The organism is Roseomonas indoligenes (assembly GCF_017813365.1).
Classification (GTDB): domain Bacteria; phylum Pseudomonadota; class Alphaproteobacteria; order Acetobacterales; family Acetobacteraceae; genus Roseomonas; species Roseomonas indoligenes.
The window spans coordinates 477,598-492,745 of sequence record NZ_JAGIZA010000002.1; the positions used below are offsets into that span (position 1 = coordinate 477,598).

17 protein-coding genes, 1 tRNA gene and 1 riboswitch are annotated in these 15,148 nt (G+C 71.2%); of the genes, 14 read left to right on the plus strand and 4 right to left on the minus strand.

Annotated features, from left to right (window positions below):
* Positions 1 to 73 precede the first annotated feature (73 nt).
* The 10 genes from J5Y10_RS04680 (at position 74) to J5Y10_RS04725 (ending at position 8,370) form a co-directional block, all read left to right on the plus strand.
* Positions 74 to 1,114 carry a PRC-barrel domain-containing protein gene (locus tag J5Y10_RS04680; protein ID WP_209371177.1) on the plus strand — a complete coding sequence of 347 codons (1,041 nt, stop codon included), beginning with the start codon at positions 74 to 76 and terminating at the stop codon, positions 1,112 to 1,114.
* A gap of 201 nt (positions 1,115 to 1,315) precedes the next feature.
* A complete protein-coding gene (locus tag J5Y10_RS04685) occupies positions 1,316 to 1,888 on the plus strand; it encodes a hypothetical protein (protein WP_209371179.1) in 573 nt (190 codons plus the stop codon).
* Between the two features lie 255 nt (positions 1,889 to 2,143).
* Positions 2,144 to 3,349, plus strand: a complete 1,206-nt coding sequence (locus J5Y10_RS04690; RefSeq protein ID WP_209371181.1) for an aspartate aminotransferase family protein — start codon at positions 2,144 to 2,146, stop codon at positions 3,347 to 3,349.
* Positions 3,346 to 4,305, plus strand: a complete 960-nt coding sequence (gene argF, locus J5Y10_RS04695) for an ornithine carbamoyltransferase (protein WP_342452842.1) — start codon at positions 3,346 to 3,348, stop codon at positions 4,303 to 4,305. Before J5Y10_RS04690 ends, argF begins: the two co-directional genes overlap by 4 nt.
* An 89-nt stretch (positions 4,306 to 4,394) precedes the next feature.
* Positions 4,395 to 5,342, plus strand: a complete 948-nt coding sequence (gene hslO / locus J5Y10_RS04700) for an Hsp33 family molecular chaperone HslO (protein WP_342452843.1) — start codon at positions 4,395 to 4,397, stop codon at positions 5,340 to 5,342.
* A gap of 68 nt (positions 5,343 to 5,410) precedes the next feature.
* A complete protein-coding gene (locus tag J5Y10_RS04705) occupies positions 5,411 to 6,016 on the plus strand; it encodes a hypothetical protein (protein WP_209371182.1) in 606 nt (201 codons plus the stop codon).
* A 62-nt stretch (positions 6,017 to 6,078) separates the two neighbouring features.
* On the plus strand, positions 6,079 to 6,423 hold the full coding sequence (locus tag J5Y10_RS04710; RefSeq protein ID WP_209371185.1) for a hypothetical protein: 345 nt from the start codon (positions 6,079 to 6,081) through the stop codon (positions 6,421 to 6,423).
* Between the two features lie 167 nt (positions 6,424 to 6,590).
* Positions 6,591 to 7,136: a hypothetical protein gene (locus J5Y10_RS04715; RefSeq protein WP_209371186.1), complete on the plus strand. Its 546-nt coding sequence runs from the start codon at positions 6,591 to 6,593 to the stop codon at positions 7,134 to 7,136.
* A gap of 2 nt (positions 7,137 to 7,138) precedes the next feature.
* A complete protein-coding gene (gene dapA, locus J5Y10_RS04720; protein ID WP_209371187.1) occupies positions 7,139 to 8,080 on the plus strand; it encodes a 4-hydroxy-tetrahydrodipicolinate synthase in 942 nt (313 codons plus the stop codon).
* A 2-nt stretch (positions 8,081 to 8,082) separates the two neighbouring features.
* Positions 8,083 to 8,370 (plus strand): hypothetical protein, encoded by a 288-nt coding sequence (locus J5Y10_RS04725; RefSeq protein ID WP_209371188.1) that lies wholly within the window; start codon positions 8,083 to 8,085, stop codon positions 8,368 to 8,370.
* Positions 8,371 to 8,373: 3 nt separating this feature from the next.
* Here the strand turns inward: J5Y10_RS04725 and folE are convergent, their stop codons facing one another.
* The 4 genes from folE to metZ form a co-directional block, all read right to left on the minus strand.
* A complete protein-coding gene (folE, locus tag J5Y10_RS04730; RefSeq protein ID WP_209371287.1) occupies positions 8,374 to 8,991 on the minus strand; it encodes a GTP cyclohydrolase I FolE in 618 nt (205 codons plus the stop codon).
* A 168-nt stretch (positions 8,992 to 9,159) separates the two neighbouring features.
* Positions 9,160 to 9,570: a Co2+/Mg2+ efflux protein ApaG gene (gene apaG, locus J5Y10_RS04735; protein ID WP_209371194.1), complete on the minus strand. Its 411-nt coding sequence runs from the start codon at positions 9,568 to 9,570 to the stop codon at positions 9,160 to 9,162.
* Entirely contained in the window at positions 9,567 to 9,713 is a 147-nt protein-coding gene (locus tag J5Y10_RS04740) for a hypothetical protein (RefSeq protein ID WP_209371196.1), read from the minus strand. Before J5Y10_RS04740 ends, apaG begins: the two co-directional genes overlap by 4 nt.
* 89 nt (positions 9,714 to 9,802) lie before the next feature.
* Entirely contained in the window at positions 9,803 to 11,053 is a 1,251-nt protein-coding gene (gene metZ, locus J5Y10_RS04745) for an O-succinylhomoserine sulfhydrylase (protein WP_209371198.1), read from the minus strand.
* A 45-nt stretch (positions 11,054 to 11,098) separates the two neighbouring features.
* A riboswitch (SAM riboswitch) is annotated at positions 11,099 to 11,176 on the minus strand.
* 153 nt (positions 11,177 to 11,329) lie between these two features.
* Here metZ and radC point away from each other — a divergent pair.
* From radC to J5Y10_RS04765, 4 genes are all read left to right on the plus strand, one after another.
* Entirely contained in the window at positions 11,330 to 12,244 is a 915-nt protein-coding gene (gene radC, locus J5Y10_RS04750; RefSeq protein WP_342452844.1) for a RadC family protein, read from the plus strand.
* A 70-nt stretch (positions 12,245 to 12,314) separates the two neighbouring features.
* Positions 12,315 to 12,389, plus strand: a tRNA-Gly gene (locus J5Y10_RS04755).
* Positions 12,390 to 13,123: 734 nt separating this feature from the next.
* A complete protein-coding gene (locus tag J5Y10_RS04760; protein ID WP_209371200.1) occupies positions 13,124 to 14,131 on the plus strand; it encodes a lipid A deacylase LpxR family protein in 1,008 nt (335 codons plus the stop codon).
* Positions 14,132 to 14,429: 298 nt separating this feature from the next.
* Positions 14,430 to 15,029: a hypothetical protein gene (locus J5Y10_RS04765; RefSeq protein ID WP_209371202.1), complete on the plus strand. Its 600-nt coding sequence runs from the start codon at positions 14,430 to 14,432 to the stop codon at positions 15,027 to 15,029.
* The last annotated feature ends 119 nt before the right edge of the window (positions 15,030 to 15,148 follow it).

Here is a 15,148-nt window from a genome sequence, read left to right on the forward strand (position 1 = left end):
GGGGGCGCCGCAACCGCCCTCCGGCGGCCGGCGTTGCTCCGCCAAGCCAAGCATCATCACAAGGAGGCGCCGAATGACGATCCGGTCCAACAAGTCGAGCCTGCTGGGAATGACGGCGGCCGCCGCGCTGCTCGCGCTGCCCGCCCTTGCCCAGACCCAGCCCGCGCCGCGCGACGGCACGGCGGGCAACCCGCCCTCCACCGCCACGCAGCGCGCGGCGGATTCCGTGACGGGGAACCGCACCCCGGCCGACGGCACCCCTGGCAACCCGCCGGGCACGGCGCTCGGCCGCGCCGTCGACCGCGCCGGCGACAATGCCGCCTCCGCGAACCAGCGCGCGGGCGACCCGGCGAACACGCAGAACCGGCCCGACGGTACGCCCGGCAACCCGCCCGGCACCGCGCTGGGCCGCGCGGCGGACCGCGCCCTGGGCACCAACATGTCCGGCGCCTACCCGCAGAACAGCGACGGCACGCCGAACAACCCGCCCGGCACGGCGGCGGGCCGCGCGGTGGACCGCGCCACGACCGATAACGGCACGACGCACAACAATGCCACGGGTGGCATGACGGCCCAGGGGAACAACGCCGGCACTCCGCGTCAGCAGAACGGCCAGCCCGGCCCGGTGAACACCATGCCGGACGGCAGCCAGGCCCGCGCTGGGACGATGAGCGCGCCGCTGCAGAACCAGGCGGCGGGCAACGCCCCGGCCAATCCTTCCGGCCCCTCCGGCGCGCCGGCGAACAGCACGGGTTATGGCAACGCTGACCGCCCCGCCACGGCCACGGCGGGCAATCCGGCCGCCGGCTCCACGACGGCCGCGCCGATGGCCCAGACGGACCGGGTGAGCAAGATCATTGGTTCCAACGTCTACAACGAGCGCAACGAGTCCATCGGCTCCGTGGACGACGTGATCCTCGGCTCCGGCAATGCCTCGCCTCTGGCGGTGGTCTCGGTCGGCGGGTTTCTGGGGATCGGCGCGAAGCTGGTGGCGGTACCGATGACGGACCTGCGCTGGTCCGCAGCGGACAACCGCTGGACCATCACGGGCGCAACGAAGGAGAGCCTGACTTCGCTGCCCGCCTACTCCTACGACTCCGCACGCCGCGGCTGATCGGCCGCGCTTCCGCGAAGGGGCCTGGGCGCGATGCGCCCGGGCCCTTTTTGCACCTGCAACAAGGTTACGCTTTCCGAACCCGTCCGTAATTTCATCCGGACGGACCATCGGGCCGGGGAACCCAGGGAAAGATCCTGCGTTGCCCCCGCAGGCCGCGCAATTTGCGGGGCCAGAACAACCCGATGGAGAGAGCGCACGATGCTGTCCACCACCCTTCGCGCCGCCGCGCTGGCCCTCACAGTTGGCGCCCTGGCCGCCTGCTCGAACGACCCGCTGAACACCGCCGGCCGCCCGGATGGCACCCCTGGCAACCCGCCGGGCACCGAGGCGTCCCGCGCCAACATGCGCGCCGGCGACCCGCTGAACACCGCCGGCCGTCCGGACGGCGCGCCCGGCAACCCGCCGGGCACCGTGGTCTCCCGCGCCAATGAGCGCGTCGGCGACCCGCTGAACGTCGATGGCCGCCCGGACTGCACGCCCGGCAACCCGCCCGGCACCGCCGTGTCCCGCACGCTCGGCACCACGGACCCGAGCGACTGCCGCCCCATGGCCCGTCGCAGCAGTCGCACCCGTCACCACCGCGCGATGCGCCACACCACCCCGGCGAGCGCCAGCAGCAGCACCTCGGGCAGCATGTCCTCCGGCACGACGTCCTCTGGCGCCATGTCCTCCGGCACCACCTCGCCGTCGGTCCCCGCCGGCACGGCCCCGAACACGAACCCGGCCAGCCCGGGCTCGCCGTCCAACACGCTGAGCACCCAGGGCCGCTGATCCAGGGTCTCTGATCCAGGGACGGTCATCCGGTCCTGGGCTTCTGCGGAGGGGCGTCGTCGAGAGGCGTCGCCCCTTCCATTTTCCGCGAAGGCGACCTGCCCTCACGTTTTTCGGGGGCTTCCCCGCCCGCCTCGCAGGGCTCCCGGCCCCGGATCCTTTGACCCGGCGGCCCCTTTCCTCCATTTTCCCTTTCTTCCCGCCCGGCGCCGCGACACCCGCCTCGCCCGCGGGACCATCGGAGGGCCACGCCGCGTGATCCCCGCCTTGATGCCGAACTACAACCGCGCCGACCTCGTTTTCGAGCGGGGCGAGGGCGCTTGGCTGTGGGATGAGCAGGGGCGACGATTCCTGGATTTCGGCGCGGGCATCGCGACCTCCAGCCTTGGCCATGGCCACCCGCACCTCGTGCAGGCGATCGCGGAGCAGGCGGGGCGGGTGATGCATACCTCCAACCTTTACCGCGTGAAGCAGGCCGAGCGGCTGGCCCAGCGGCTGGTGGAGGCGACGCCCTTCGCGGATAGCGTCTACTTCTCCAACTCCGGCGCCGAGGCGAACGAGGCGATGGTGAAGGCGGTGCGCAAGTACCATGCCTCCCAGGGCCATCCCGAGCGCTTCCGCACGATCTGCTTCGAGGGCGCCTTCCACGGCCGCACGCTGGCCATGATCTCCGCCACGGGCAACGCGAAGTACCTGGAGGGCTTCGGCCCGCCGGTGGACGGGTTCGACCACGTGCCCTTCGGCAACATGAACGCCGTGCGCCAGGCGATCACGAAGGAAACGGCGGCGATCATGATCGAGCCGGTGCAGGGCGAGGGCGGCGTGCGCCCGGCCGACCTGCGCTTCCTGCAGGAACTGCGCACGGTGTGCGACGAGTTCGGGCTGCTGCTCGCGCTCGATGAGGTGCAGACCGGCATGGGCCGCTCCGGCAAGCTCTGGGCCTATCAGTGGTCGGGGATCGAGCCGGACGTCATCTCCTCCGCCAAGGGCATCGGCGGCGGCTTCCCGCTCGGCGCCACGCTGGCGCGTGAGAAGGTGGCGCAGTACCTGAAGCCCGGCACCCATGGCAGCACCTATGGCGGCAACCCGCTGGCCTGCGCGGCGGGGAATGCGGTGCTGGACGTGATCCTGGCGCCCGGCTTCCTGGACGGCGTGGATCGCGTGGCGCGCCATCTCTGGCGCGGCATGCAGGACCTCGCCGCGCGCCACCCGTCGGTGGTGGTGGGCGTGCAGGGCGCGGGGCTGCTGCTGGGCCTGCGCCTGCAGGAATCCGTTTCCAATACCGAGATGCAGGGCGCCGCGGTGGCGGAGGGCCTGCTGACGGTCGCGGCGGGGATGAACGTGCTGCGCGTGGCGCCGCCGCTGATCATCACCAAGGCGGAGGCGGACGAGGCGCTGCGGCTTCTTGACCGTGCCTGCCTGCGCATGACGCCGGGCAACGTGCGGACCGCCGCGAAGTGAGCGCCGCGCTGAAGACGATCTCGGAGAAAGGGGAGGGGGGCCGCCCGGCCCCCCGCCACTTCCTGGAGCTGATGGATTTCGACACGGCGACGCTGCGCCGGATGTTGGACCTCGGCAACCGCGCCAAGCGGGGCGACGTGGCGGACAAGCCGCTGGCCGGCAAGACCGTCGCGCTGATCTTCGAGAAGCCGAGCACGCGCACCCGCGTCTCCTTCGAGGTGGGGATCCGCCAGCTCGGCGGCTTCGTGACCACGCTGACGAGCAAGGACACGCAGCTCGGGCGCGGTGAGACGCCTGCGGACACGGCGCGCGTGCTGTCCCGCTACGTGGACGCGATCGTTTTGCGGACCGACAACGTGCAGAAGATGCGGGAGCTGGCGGAATACGCCACCGTCCCCGTCATCAATGGGCTGACCGACGTCTCCCATCCCTGCCAGCTGATGGCCGACGTGATGACCTTCGAGGAGCATCGCGGGCCCATCGCCGGGCAGACGGTGGCCTGGACGGGGGATGGCAACAACGTCGCCCAGTCCTTCATCCAGGCCGCGGCGCGCTTCAACTTCACCCTGCGCCTCGCCACCCCCGCGCAGCTGGCCCCGCCGGCCGAGCTGTTGGCCTGGGCGCGCGCCCAGGGCGCGAAAGTGGAGCTGTTCAACGACCCGGCCGAGGCAGTTCAGGGCGCGCGCTGCGTGGTGACGGACACCTGGATCTCCATGAGCGACGAGAAGCGGGAGATGCGGAACCGGCACAACATGCTGGCGCCCTACCAGCTGAATACCGCCCTGCTGCGCCACGCCGCGCCGGATGCGGTGGTGATGCACTGCCTGCCCGCGCATCGCGGCGAGGAGATCACGGACGAGGTGATCGACGGCCCGCAGAGCGTGGTCTTCGACGAGGCGGAGAACCGGCTGCACGCGCAGAAGGGCGTGCTGCTCTGGGCCCTGGGCGGGAACTGACGGCAGCCCTGGATGGCGCAGGCGGGCCATGCGCCCGCCGCGCCTTCCGCACCCTGTGAGGCGGGGCCGGACGCCCCTATCTAGGGCGGGTGCAGAACGTTACCCGCCCCTCCGACACCCCCGATTTCCTGAACCATGACCGCCCGCCCGTGCCGGACATGGTGGTGCCGCGCGCCATCCTGCCCTTCCACCTGGAGGGGCGGCCGGTGCGCGGGCGTCTCGTTCGGCTGGGCGGGCTGGCCGATTCGCTCATCGCCCGCCACGAGCTGTCGGAGGACGTTTCCCGCCTGCTCGGCGAATCCCTCGCGCTGACCGCCGGCCTTGCCGCAGCGCTGAAGTTCCGCGGCTCCTTCTCGCTCCAGGCGAAGGGGGACGGGCCGGTGCCGATGCTGCTGACGGATTGCACGGATGCCGGGGAGATCCGCGGCTACGCGCGGTCCGAGGGCACGCCGATGGGAAGTGCCGGGGCGCTGCTGGGCAAGGGCTATCTTGCCTTCACCTGCGACCAGGGGCCGGAGATGGACCGCTATCAGGGCATCGTCGGGATCGAGGGCGAGACGCTGGCGGAGATGACGGACGCCTATTTCCGCACCTCCGAGCAGCTGCAGGCCTTCGTGCGCCTGGCCTGCCGCCGCACGCCGGAAGGCTGGCGCGCCACGGCCCTGATCCTGGAGCGCGTGGCGGCCGAGGGCGGCATCGACGGGCTGGGGAACGAGGAGGCGGACGATGCCTGGCATACCGCCACCACCCTCGCCGCCACGGTGACGGAGGCGGAGATGCTGGACGACGCCCTGGCGCCGGAACAGCTTCTGCACCGCTTGTTCCACCTGGAAGGGCTGCTGGTGGACCGCCCGCGCGCCCTTTCCTATGGCTGCCGCTGCTCCCGCGCGCGGCTGGCCGGGGTGCTGCAGGGCTTCCCGGAGAGCGATCTGGATGAGATGGCCGAGCACGGGCAGATCACCATGACCTGCGAGTTCTGCAACCTCGCCTTCCGCTTCGACCGGGCCGAGGTGAAGGGCGCCGCGGGTCGGGCCTGAGCGGGCCTCTTCTGGAACCGGCGCCGATCGGCTAACGCGGTAGCCTGTTTCGGGGACTGGACGGAAGGATGATCGGACAACCCGTGATCGGGCGGCGCCTCGCGCTCGGCGCGCCGCTCCTGCTGCTGGCCTGTGGCGGGCGGGAATTGCCGCCGCCGCCGGCCCGCCCGGCCGGCTATGCCTGGCTGACGCCGTTGCGGCTGAATGTCGCGGATCTCGAGGTGGTGGACACGCCCCCGGAGGGGCGGGTGGATCCCCCCGCGCCGATCAATCCGGCCGCCGAGGTGGCGCGGATGGGGCGGGACCGCATCGTGCCCTCCGGCACCACCAACAGGGCGCGCTTCGTGGTGGAGGCGGCGAGCCTCGTGCGCTCCGGCGATTCCGTCTCCGTGCTGCTGCGCGCCGGGGTGGAGGTGCTGGATGCCGGGCGGCGCGTAGCCTTCGCCCAGGCGGAGTCGCGGCGCAGCCTCAGCGGCTTCGGCAGCAGCGCCGCCGCCCGTTCCCGCGCCGCCGAGACGGTGATGGTGGGCGCCATGGATGACCTGAACGTGGAGTTCGAGCTCCAGGTCCGCCGCAACCTGCGGGACTGGCTGCTGGAGACCACGCCGACCGCCCCTCTGGCCCCGGTGGACAGCCCGGGCGGGATCGAGCGCCAGGACCTGCCCAGGGGTTAGCGCAACCTGTCGCGGTGACTGGCGCTTCTCCTTCCAACCCATGTTTGGAAGGAGCCATGTCGATGAAGAGCCTTCGCCTCGCGATCCTGCCCGCCCTGGCCCTGGCCGGCGGCCTGGCCGCCTGCGCCCCCTACCCGGCGGAGGGCTACTACACCGTGCCGCCGCCGAGCGTCGCCGCCGTGCCGCCGACCTACCGGAACGACTACGCCACGCAGATGCCGGCCTATGTCGGCCAGGCGCCTGTCGCCGCCCCCGGCGTTCCCTATGCAGCGGCGGTCGATCCCTATTGCCGTGAGGCCTTCGCCAATGCAGCGGGCACGCAGCAGCAGGCCTCGATGACTGGCACCTATGCCGACGCCGCGCGCGCGCAGCGCTCCGCGGACTTCTACCGGCGCGACTGCCGCTGAGGACTGCAGGGCCCGGAAGGGTCTGAGCCAGCCGGGGCCGCCGATCCGAGAGGGCCGGCGGCCCTTCGCGTTCCGGCCGCTCCTTTACGCGGCCTTTATCCCGACCGGTCCTCTTCCACATCGCGGTTTTACGGTCTCCTCCGCAGCTTGGTGGCGTGGAGGATCACATGGCCTATCTCGCCATCTCGCCGCTCGAACTGCCAGGCATTCCGGCCCCGTCCCAGGCTGCCAAGGCCAGGGCCAAGGGGCCGATCCGGTCCGGGCTGCCCTGGCCGCCGAGCCTGCGGGCGCTGGGTGCCACGCCGCACCGCGCCGGCGCCGAACTGCTGGAAGCCGCGGGGGCGGGGCAGGAGGACCGCGTCCTCTGCCTCGGTGAATCCGGCGCCGAGACGCTCTGCGACGCGCTGCACCGGGGGTGCCGCGGTGCTTCCGCCTTTCGCGAGCCCCCGGCCCATCCCGATCCGGTGGAAATCGTCGTCGCGCCCGCTATCCGGTCGGAGGAGGCTGGGCGGGCTGTGGCGGACTGTGCGCGGCGCGCGCTGCCCTCGGGCGGGCGCCTGGCGCTGCGACTGATCGGCGAAGGCACGGCGGCGCTAGGTCGTTCCATCGCCTCCCGCCTGCGCGCCTATGGCTTCGAGCGGGTTCGGCTGCGCGGGCAGGCGGAAGGGGCGCTGATGGTCTATCGCCTCGCCTCCGCCCGGAAGGGAGGCTGAGGATGCGCCCTCCTCCGGGCCTGCGGGGCAGCATTCCCGCCCTGGTCACCCCCTTCCTCGCCGGGGATGCCGGCACGATCGACCGCGCCGCCCTCTCGCGCCTCGCGGCCCGGGCCGCCGCGCGCGGGGCGGGCGCGCTGGTGGCTTGCGGGAGCACGGGTGAGGCGCCCGCGCTCTCCGCCGTGGAGCATGCCCAGGTGATCGCCTGCGTGGTGCAGGCCGCGCACGGGCTTCCGGTGGTGGCCGGAACGGGTGCGCCATGCACGGAAACAGCCGTGGCGCTGGCCGTCGCGGCGGAGCATGTCGGCGCCTCCGCGCTGCTCGTCTCCGCCCCGCCTTACGTGAAGCCGGGGCAGGAGGGGCTGCGCGCGCATGTCCGGGCCGTGGCAGCGGCGACGGGGCTGCCGATCCTGCTCTACGACGTCCCCTCCCGCGCGGGCGTGGCCTTCGCGGATGAGACCGTCGCTCGACTCTACGAGGACGGGCTGATCGCGGCGCTGAAGGACGCCACCGGCGACCTGGCCCGCCCGCCGCGGCTAGCGCGGCTCTGCGGGCCGGGGCTGGTGCAACTCTCGGGCGACGACGCGACGGCGCTGGCGCATCTGGCGATGGGCGGGCAGGGCTGCGTCTCCGTCACGGCCAATGTCGCGCCGGCCCTCTGCGCGGCGCTGCAGACGGCTTTCCTGGCGCGGGACATGGGCATGGCGGCGGAGATCCGGGACCTGCTGGCGCCGCTGGACGCCGCCCTCTTCGCGGAGACCAACCCGGTGCCGGTGAAGGCGGCGCTGAGGCTGCTCGGCCTCTGCGCGCCGCATCCGCGCCTGCCCCTGACTCGGGCGGAGCCGGCCACGGCCGCGCGCCTCGCCCGCGCCCTGGCCGGGGTGATGGAGCGGGAGGAGGCGATGGCGGCGCAGCGGGTGCCGCTCATCCGGCAGGTGGCCTAGGGATGGAGGGGAACCCCGCCGCCCGGCTGGACCCGGCATCGGTCCGGACCCTCGCGCGGTTCTTCCTTTTCCTTGGCTTCGCGGGGCTGTGGTGCGCGGTGATCCACCTGATCACCGCGCGCCCGGTGACGCCCGTGCCGATGCTGGTGACGGCGGCGGGCATGGCCGCCGGATTTGCCGCCGCCAACCGGGAGCGGCCGGGGGCGGAAAGCCTGAACCGCTGGGACGAGACGGTCGCCTTCATCGGCCTCGCCGGGCTGGCGAACGCCCTTGTCAGGGCATCGGGCTGAGGATCAACCCTCGAAGGTGCCAGAACGGCCGTTGATGATGGAGAGGAACTCCCGCCGCGTCGCGTGATCGTCGCGGAAGGCGCCGAGCATGGTGCTGGTGACCATCGTCACGCCGTGCTTGTGGACGCCGCGCGTGGTCATGCACTGGTGCGCGGCCTCCACGACCACCGCGACACCGATCGGGTCCAGCACGTCATTGATGGCGTTGGCGATCTGCGCCGTCAGCTTCTCCTGGATCTGCAGGCGCTTGGAGAAGGCGTCCACCACGCGGGCGAGCTTGGAGATGCCCACCACGCGGCCGCGCGGCAGGTAGCCGACATGGGCGCGCCCGATGATGGGGACCATGTGGTGCTCGCAGTGGCTCTCCAGCCGGATGTCCCGCAGCACCACCATCTCGTCGTAGCCCGCCACCTCCTCGAAGGAGCGCTGGAGGAGCTGCACGGGGTCGGTGGCGTACCCGCCGAACAGTTCGAGGTAGGATTTCGCGACGCGCTTGGGCGTATCCAGCAGGCCCTCGCGGTCCGGGTTGTCTCCGGCCCAGAGGAGAAGGGTGCGAACCGCCGCCTCGGCCTCCGCCTGGCTCGGGCGGGCGTGGCCGGCCGCTTCGGCGGGGGTGGCGATCCGGGCCTCCGCAAGGGCTTCGTGATCGGTCTTCGGCTCGGTCAAGGCTCGGCTCCCAGGAGGCGGCTACTCGGCACGGCGGCAGCACCCTTCCATCAACATGGGTTGGGTCGGTGGCGAGCGGAAGGATGGCCGGGCGCGGGGCGGTTCCGCGCCCGCCGCAACCCCTCAGTTCAGCGTGACCTGCCCGTGCGGGCTGTCCAGGCTGAAGGCCGGGATCTCGGCGTCGAAGGCCTCGCCCGTCGCGGGCACCACCATGTGGTACTGGCCACGCATGAAGCCGGAGGGCGTCGCGAGCGGCGTGCCGGAGGTGTACTCGAAGGCCTCGCCGGGCTCGAGCACGGGCTGCTCCCCCACCACGCCGTCGCCGTGCACGTGCTGGGTGCGGCCCATGGCATCCGTGATGTGCCAGGTGCGCTTGAGAAGCTGCACCGCCTCGCGGCCCTCATTGGTGATCCGGACGCGGTAGGCCCAGATATGGCGGCCCTCGTCCGGTTCCGATTTGTCGGCGAGGTAGAAGGTGCGAACCGTCACGCGCAGGCCGCGCGTGACGGCGGTGAAGGCGCCGGGCTCGCTCATCCCCTCCGCTCCGGCAGCGCGGTGGCCCGCCCCGCCCCCGCGGGTTTGCGTGCGCGCCGAGCCGCCGGTCGCAGCGCAAAGCCAAGGGCGTGGATCGCCAGCGCCGCGGCCGGGACGACGGCGAGCCAGGTCTCGATGGTCATCGGCATCTCCCTCCACGCCTGTCCGGCCGCGCAGCCTGCCATCGCCCGCGCCGCCGCGTCCATCGCGGCGGCGCGGGCGGCATGGCGGGTCAGCGCTCCGGCGAGGCCGCGCGGGCGACGCCGCCCGCCCTGCCGCCGCTGGTGGCCCGCAGCCCGTCGAGCGCCTGGGACAGGTCGTCGATCAGGTCCTGCGGATCTTCCAGCCCGACGGAGAAGCGCACCGTGCCGTCCGTGATGCCGAGCCGCCCTCGCTCCTCCGCGCCCACCTTCATGTGGGTGGTGGTGGCGGGGTGGGTCACCATGCTCCGCGCATCGCCGAGGTTGTTGGAGATGTCGATCAGCTTCAGCCCGTTCAACACGCGGAAGCAGGCCTCCTTGCCTCCCTCGATGTCGAAGGTGACGAGGCTGCCGCCGGCGGACATCTGCTTCTTCGCCAGCGCCTGCTGCGGATGGCTGTCCATGAAGGGGTAGAGGGTGCGGGACACCTCCGGCCGGGAGGCGAGGAAGGCCGCCAGCTTCTCCGCATTCGCGCACATGGCGGGGATCCGCAGGTGCAGCGTCTCCAGCCCCTTCAGGATCACCCAGGCGTTGAAGGGCGAGATGGACGGGCCTGTGTTGCGGATGAAGGGCTGCAGCACCTCGTCCACCCACTTCTTCGTGCCGAGCACGGCGCCGCCGAGGACGCGGCCCTGGCCGTCGAAATGCTTCGTGGCGGAATAGACGACCACGTCGGCACCCAGCTCCAGCGGCTTCTGCAGCAGCGGCGTGGCGAAGACGTTGTCCACCACCACGATGGCGCCGGCGGCATGCGCCATCTCGGCTACCGCCGGCAGGTCCACCAGCTCCAGCATGGGGTTGGAGGGCGTCTCCAGCAGGACCAGCGCGGCGGGCGTCCTGAAGGCGTCGCGCCATTGGTCGAGGTCCGTGCCGTCCACGAAGACCGTCTCGATCCCGTAGCGCGGCAGCAGGGAGGACACGATCCAGTGGCAGGAGCCGAAAAGGGCTCGGGAGGCGACCACGCGGTCCCCGGCCTTCAGATGCGACAGCATCGTCGAATGGACGGCCGCCATGCCGGAGGCGGTGACGCGGCAGGCCTCCGCGCCTTCCAGCGCCGCCAGCTTGTTCTGCAGAGCCTCGATCGTCGGGTTGCCGAAGCGGGAGTACTGGTAGTGCTGCACGTTGCCGAGAAAGGTGTCCTCGGCCTGCTGCGCGCTCTCGTACATGAAGCCCGAGGTCAGGTGCAGCGCCTCCGACATCTCGTCAAAGGAGGAGCGATTCTGGCCGCCGCGCACGAGGAGGGTGGCGGGGCGGAGGGGCTGGTCCGGAAGGGTCCTGGGCATCGCGGGCGTTCCATCAAGTCACGGATGGCCCGGTCGGGCAGGGAGAGGATCCCCGCCACGGCCGTTTAGCGCGTTTCTTTAAGCTCGCCGCAAGCTGGCCGACAAATCGCGAGCACCGGCCACCCGGAGGGGACTGGTGAAGGCAAGCTAGTCCCCGCTGCCTCCGGCAACAAGACCCGCGTGGCCGCACCGAAACGACGGCCGCCACCTTGAGTCGGGCTGTCGCTCACGGAATCATGATCACGGGGCGGCCAGGATGGCGGCCGGCGACTCGGGATGGGGACTCCACGGGGCATGTGGCTGGAGAAGTTGTTCCGCCGGCGGTCGCCGGCGCCGCTCCGGCCTGCTGCACGCCCACCCGGCTTCGCCGAAGATCTCGGCGCCTTCGGCGGCGTGCACGATCTGGTGGAGGAGGGGGCCCGCTCCACCCGGCCCGGCTTCGGTGGTGGAAGCGGGGGCAACTGGCGCGCCGCGCCGCGCGGGCGCGGGGCGGAAGGAATCCCGGACCGCCCCTTCGCCAGCACCGGCCCGCAGGGGCATCGAGGCCGGTTGCGCGAGAAGCTGCTGGAACGCGGGCCGGACGCCCTGGCCGACTACGAGCTGCTGGAGATGCTCCTCTTCTTCGCCTTCAAAAAGGGCGACACCAAGCCCCTCGCGAAGTCGCTCATCAACCGCTTCGGCAGCTTCGCCGCCGTGCTGGCCGCCCCGCAGGCGGAGCTGATGGCCACCCGCGGGTTGGGGGAGCACAGCGTCGCCGCCCTCAAGCTCGTCCAGGCCGCCGCGCTGCGCCTGGCCAAGGCCGAGGCGGCGGAGATGCCGCTGCTGAACAACTGGGACCGGCTGCTCGCCTATCTGAACGCCGCCATCTCGCGCGAGAAGGTGGAGCAGTTCCGCATCCTGTTCCTGGACAGCAAGAACCGCCTGATCGCGGACGAGGCCCAGGCGAAGGGAACGGTGAACCATACCCCGGTCTACCCGCGGGAGGTGATCCGGCGCGCGCTGGACCTGCACGCCACGGCGCTGATCCTCGTTCACAACCACCCCAGCGGCGACCCCACGCCGAGCCGTTCGGACGTGGAAATGACGATGGAGATCCGGCGGGCGGGGGAAATCTTCTCCGTCGTGGTGCATGACCATCTCATCATCGGGAACGGGCGCCACCTGTCCTTCAAGCGGGAAGGGCTGCTGTGAGGCCCACAGCCCCTGGGCAGCGGATTGCGCGGGGGGCGGTGCTGCGCTAGGTGTTGTGGCACCTCGGAGCGCGGGCGTAGTTCAGAGGTAGAACGTCAGCTTCCCAAGCTGAATGTCGTGGGTTCGATTCCCATCGCCCGCTCCAACTTCCTGACATCGCGGGTCTTCCGGGGGCACCGGCTGCATCTTTTCTGCCGCTGGCTCTGGCCTTTGCCTTTGCCCGATGCTCCAGCTCCCGTTACCCCGCCTCGGTCAGGCCCGCATCCCGGATCCCGTGGGTGATGCGCCCAGGGGAAAGACCCCATGCGCCGGCCCGTCCTCGTCGGCCATCTCGGTCCCGCCAGACTCCTGGCGACCACCCCTCTCGACGCGATGGGGACAAGCCCGGCGGGGGGCGACGGCAGGAACTGCGCCATGCGTGACAGGCCAGACTGGCCATGAGGGAAGCCGGCGCTTCTCGCGCTACCCTCGAACCCGCCGGCTTCGCCGGCCGGGCCCCGCATCGATGCCGGAGGGGAGGATCTGCGCCGAGCGCGGTTCCATCTCAGCCGCTGCAGTCTGTCGCTGCTGGACGGGAATCGGATGCCGTGTGAGGCACAGTGCCAGCAGGAAGTGGCCGGCCCATGGAAAGCTGCTGGCACGGTGCAGAATGCCCGAAGGCGAAAGCCCTGCCGGTCGGGGCGGGGCGGGCGAGACGAGCGGATCGATCTGAGGCACCGCTCCGGTTCATTGATCACTTCAACAGCGTCCGTGCACCAGCACTGCCGGAACAGCTGTCGGGCTTGAAGGCGCGATCACCTCAGCAGGATGGCGGCGAACAGGCCTTTCTCTATCCACCTCCGAGGTTTACCGAGCGGCCTTCACTGCCGGGATGACAGCATGTTCCGTACTGCCTTGCGCCTCACCTCCCCCCTTCTGCTCTCACTGCTCCTGGTGGAGGCTGCTTCGGCGCAAGAGGCGTCGCGTGTTTCGCCCTATGCGGGGGGTACGCTGACGCTGGGGGACGAGAACGACATGTTCGGCGGCACGGACCGCTACTACACGAACGGCCTCATGCTGCATTGGACCTCCCCGGCCACCACGCCCGCCGGGCCGGTTGCGTGGCTGGATCGGAGCTTTTCCTGGCTTCTGGGACCGGGCGAGTTCCGCTGGGGGCTCTCCCTGGAGCAATCCATCTTCACGCCGGAGGAGATCCGCCGGCATGTGCCGGACCCGACGGACCGGCCCTATGCCGGGCACCTGTTCGGGTCGCTGAACCTGGAAAGGGAGACGGCGGCGACGCGGACCTCGCTCTCCTTCCAACTCGGCGTGGTGGGCGCGGCCTCGGGCGGGGAGTTCACGCAGAACCGCTGGCACGACGTGATCAACAAGTACCACGCCGAGGGCTGGGATTATCAGCTGCGGGATGAGGTCACCTTCGGGGTGGTCGCGGAGCGGCAGTGGCGGATGCCGACGGGCCGGATCGCGGGCCTGGACACCGAGGTGCTGCCGGTGGCGAACCTCGCCCTCGGCACAGCCTATACCTACGCCGGGGCGGGCGGGCTGGTGCGCATCGGCACGGCGCTGGGGGCGGATTGGGGGCCGGCGCGGATCCGGCCGGCGATCTCCAGCTCCCCTCTCCAGCGTCCGCAGCATGATTTCGGGTGGTACATCTTCGGCGGCGCTGGCGGACGGGCCGTGGCGCGAAACCTGTTCCTCGACGGCAGCACCTATCGCGAGAGCGCCAGCGTGGACCGGAAATGGTTCGTGGGGGAGGCGCAGGTGGGCGCCGCCATCCTCTGGCGGGGAACGCGGCTCGCCTACACCCATGTCTGGCAGAGTTCCGAGTTCGACGGGCAGCGAGGTGGACAAGCCTTCGGCTCGATCAGCCTGACCGTGCCCTTCTGAGGCTGCACCGACGGGATGACAGGGGATAATACCCCCTGCGCCCGGATCATCGCAGCAGGAACAAGGCGTGTGGATTGGCATAAGGGGACTGGCGCATCCCAGGGTGCTGCGATGGCCAGGTTCCAACTGAGGACGGCAGGTCCGCAGGCGTCTGCGCCCCAAGCTGAATTTCATGGTTACGATCCCCATCGCCTGCCATGATTCCGCCGATCCTCGAGGTGTTACCTTTCGTCGATGGACGAAGAACACGCCTCGGGCGTTCTTGCCGTGTTCTCCCAATCCAGCACGGCAAACTCCCATGAGTCGGTCCAGGCTTCCCATCCTCTCCGCCCTGCTCTGCGCGGGCGCGCTCTCCGGTTGCGCGGTGGTGCCGGAACCGCTCGTCGCCTATCCCGGCCCGAACAAGACCGCCGAGGCGATGCAGCAGGATGACGCCGCCTGCCGCCAGCAGGCGGCCACCCCGGCTCCCGCATCCACGACAGCGCCCGCCACCACGGTCCCGGCAGCAACGCCAAGCCCAGCACCGGCGACGGCCTCGCCGGAAGCCTCCTACTTCGAGTGCATGGCCGCGCGCGGGAACACCGTTGCAGCGGCGCCGGCCCGCTATCCGGCCTACTACGCGCCCCCCGCCTATGCCGAATACGGACCGGGCTGGTGGGGCGATCCCCTGTGGTACGGGTATTACGGCGCGCCCTTCTACGCCTGGGGCGGGGGCCTCGGGCTGGGTCTCGGCTGGGGCTGGGGCGGTGCCTACCGGGCGGGATGGCGCGGCCCGGGCTATTACGGGTACGGCCGTGGTCCCGGCTACTGGCGCGGCGGCCCCGGCCGCTTCGGTGGGTTTCATCATGGCGGCTTCGGCGGTTCGCGGGGCTTTGGGGGACGCGGCGGCCGGCACTAGGTAGGGAACCCAAACAACTCTCTACGTTCGTTGGCGTTTTTGTCTCCTGATCGGGTTTGGCTGATCAGGAGGTGGACATGGCGCGTTTGTTCTGGCTGTCTGATGAGGCCTGGGCGGCC

Coding starts and splice junctions, on each gene's coding strand:
- J5Y10_RS04680 (WP_209371177.1), top strand. CDS start 74: ATGACGATCCGGTCCAACAAGTCGAGCCTGCTGGGAATGACGGCGGCC.
- J5Y10_RS04685 (WP_209371179.1), top strand. CDS start 1,316: ATGCTGTCCACCACCCTTCGCGCCGCCGCGCTGGCCCTCACAGTTGGC.
- J5Y10_RS04725 (WP_209371188.1), top strand. CDS start 8,083: ATGGAGGGGAACCCCGCCGCCCGGCTGGACCCGGCATCGGTCCGGACC.
- radC (WP_342452844.1), top strand. CDS start 11,330: ATGGGGACTCCACGGGGCATGTGGCTGGAGAAGTTGTTCCGCCGGCGG.
- J5Y10_RS04760 (WP_209371200.1), top strand. CDS start 13,124: ATGTTCCGTACTGCCTTGCGCCTCACCTCCCCCCTTCTGCTCTCACTG.
- dapA (WP_209371187.1), top strand. CDS start 7,139: ATGCGCCCTCCTCCGGGCCTGCGGGGCAGCATTCCCGCCCTGGTCACC.
- metZ (WP_209371198.1), bottom strand. CDS start 11,053: ATGCCCAGGACCCTTCCGGACCAGCCCCTCCGCCCCGCCACCCTCCTC.
- J5Y10_RS04715 (WP_209371186.1), top strand. CDS start 6,591: ATGGCCTATCTCGCCATCTCGCCGCTCGAACTGCCAGGCATTCCGGCC.
- J5Y10_RS04765 (WP_209371202.1), top strand. CDS start 14,430: ATGAGTCGGTCCAGGCTTCCCATCCTCTCCGCCCTGCTCTGCGCGGGC.
- apaG (WP_209371194.1), bottom strand. CDS start 9,570: ATGAGCGAGCCCGGCGCCTTCACCGCCGTCACGCGCGGCCTGCGCGTG.
- J5Y10_RS04705 (WP_209371182.1), top strand. CDS start 5,411: ATGATCGGACAACCCGTGATCGGGCGGCGCCTCGCGCTCGGCGCGCCG.
- J5Y10_RS04710 (WP_209371185.1), top strand. CDS start 6,079: ATGAAGAGCCTTCGCCTCGCGATCCTGCCCGCCCTGGCCCTGGCCGGC.
- J5Y10_RS04740 (WP_209371196.1), bottom strand. CDS start 9,713: ATGACCATCGAGACCTGGCTCGCCGTCGTCCCGGCCGCGGCGCTGGCG.